This is a genomic window from Phaeobacter sp. PT47_59 (assembly GCF_028890025.1).
Taxonomy (GTDB): domain Bacteria; phylum Pseudomonadota; class Alphaproteobacteria; order Rhodobacterales; family Rhodobacteraceae; genus Phycobacter.
The window spans coordinates 1-1,697 of the sequence record NZ_JARCJL010000064.1 but is presented as its reverse complement, the minus strand read 5'-3'; the positions used below and the strand labels follow the sequence as shown (position 1 = coordinate 1,697).

The following is a 1,697-nucleotide window of genomic DNA, read 5'->3' as shown; positions in this document are numbered from 1 at the left end:
GGGTTCTGCCTCAATCTGTGTGGCGCAGTGGCAGCATTCGGGCTCTGAGGAGTTCTGGTCCGGCGCGACCGTACATGGCGCGCTTGAGGGTCTTCAGGCGATTGACTTGGCCCTCAGCCTGACCGTTGCTCCACGGAAGTTCGATGGCATTGCGCACGGCCTCGATGTCGCGGTGCAGCGTGCGGGCAAAGCGCATGATTGGTGGGATGCCAGTCTCAATGGCCAGGTCGATCCATGCGTCCAGCGGGGCGGACTGGTCGCCGCGCAAAATGCCCTGAAACCGCATGGCAAGGCTCCGCATCGTGGCAAAGCTTGGCGATCCGGCCTTCAATGCATCTACCTTTTGGGCCTGGTCTGCGGTCAATTTGCGTCGCGGCTTGATACAGAGCGCCGCTGCGACAACCGGCGAAATGGCGTGACCGGTTTGCGGGTCCCGCACAGGCGCCAGGGGCAGCGGCGTGTCGGTCGGGCCTGCTAGAACGGTTTGTTCATCCCTTCGCCATCCGGCCAGCAGACGTTGCAAATGAGACAAGCTGCCCTCATAGCCATGGCGTTGAATTTCGACCAATAATTCCTGGCCGGACCGGATACCCTGTTTCCAGAGATCGGCCAGTATGCTCTCAAAATACCACGGCGACGTGGGCTTCAATGCAGCTCGGCGGCGGTCTGGTGGCGAGTCGGAGCTCAACCACTTCGCCACACTACGACGCGGGAAGCCGGTCCGACGTCCAATTTCGCTACAAGACAGCCCTTGATCACGAAGCGCATGGATGTTTCGGAAAATTTCCTCACGTGATTTCCGATGAGCAAGACGCGATCGCAGTAGATGATTGGCCGTGCTGATGTTTTCGGCATCTGACAATAGCGCCCGCCCGGTGGCGCGGCCATGCATATTCATCTGCTCTTCAATGGCCTGGCGCAGGTTCTGGACGAGATGGAAACGGTCTGCGACCTGCAGGGCTTGCGGTGCACCCTGACGTGCGGCCTTCGCATATCCGCCACAACGATCCCGACTGATGACTTCAATCTCAGGGTGCTGCCGCAGCCAGCTCGCACAGCTTTCAACGCTCCGATCCGGAAGAATATCAATTACGGTCTGCCGCTCGAGATCGACGATGATGGTTCCGTAAGTCTGCGACTTGCGCCAGCTCCAATCGTCGATGCCAATGACCGTTGGCGGCGGGGCGACGCTTTCCGCACACTTCTTGAGGTGTCGCAGCACCGTGTCATTGCTGACACCGACGCCTAAACGGCGCAAGAGCCGCTCGGCAGGCCGTCCACCCGTGGCGTGCCCCAGATGAACTACAATGTCATCAGCACGCGAAGTTCGACGTGCAAATGGACGCGCAATTGACGAGGTGTAGTCCGAAAAAGTCCGCCGCGGGCACGTGGAAGCGCGACATCGCCACCTGCAGACCCAGAGTGCGATTGTTACCTTGTCGCCAAGTGCAGGTAAATCCTGTAGCCGCCTTTGCCGCCACCCGTGACGACGCCGAGAATGCAAACCACAATCTGGGCAGATGCCTCTGGGTGCCAAAACACCGGATACAAGCCACCCGCCGGAATCACGTCGCTTAACGCCTTGAACCGAAACGTCGCTCCCGGGCGACCAGTGCTTTTTTGAAATCACGACTATCCCTCCCGAATGTTCCAAGCTCAGGATAGTTGCGCCACACAAATTGAGGCAGAACCCTTAA

1 protein-coding gene is annotated in these 1,697 nt (G+C 59.3%); it reads right to left on the bottom strand.

Going from position 1 to position 1,697, the window contains the following annotated elements:
- Positions 1–10: 10 nt before the first annotated feature.
- Positions 11–1,630, bottom strand: coding sequence for an ISL3 family transposase (locus tag PXK01_RS21870; RefSeq protein ID WP_420824325.1), 1,620 nt, complete (start codon positions 1,628–1,630; stop codon positions 11–13).
- Positions 1,631–1,697 lie beyond the last annotated feature (67 nt).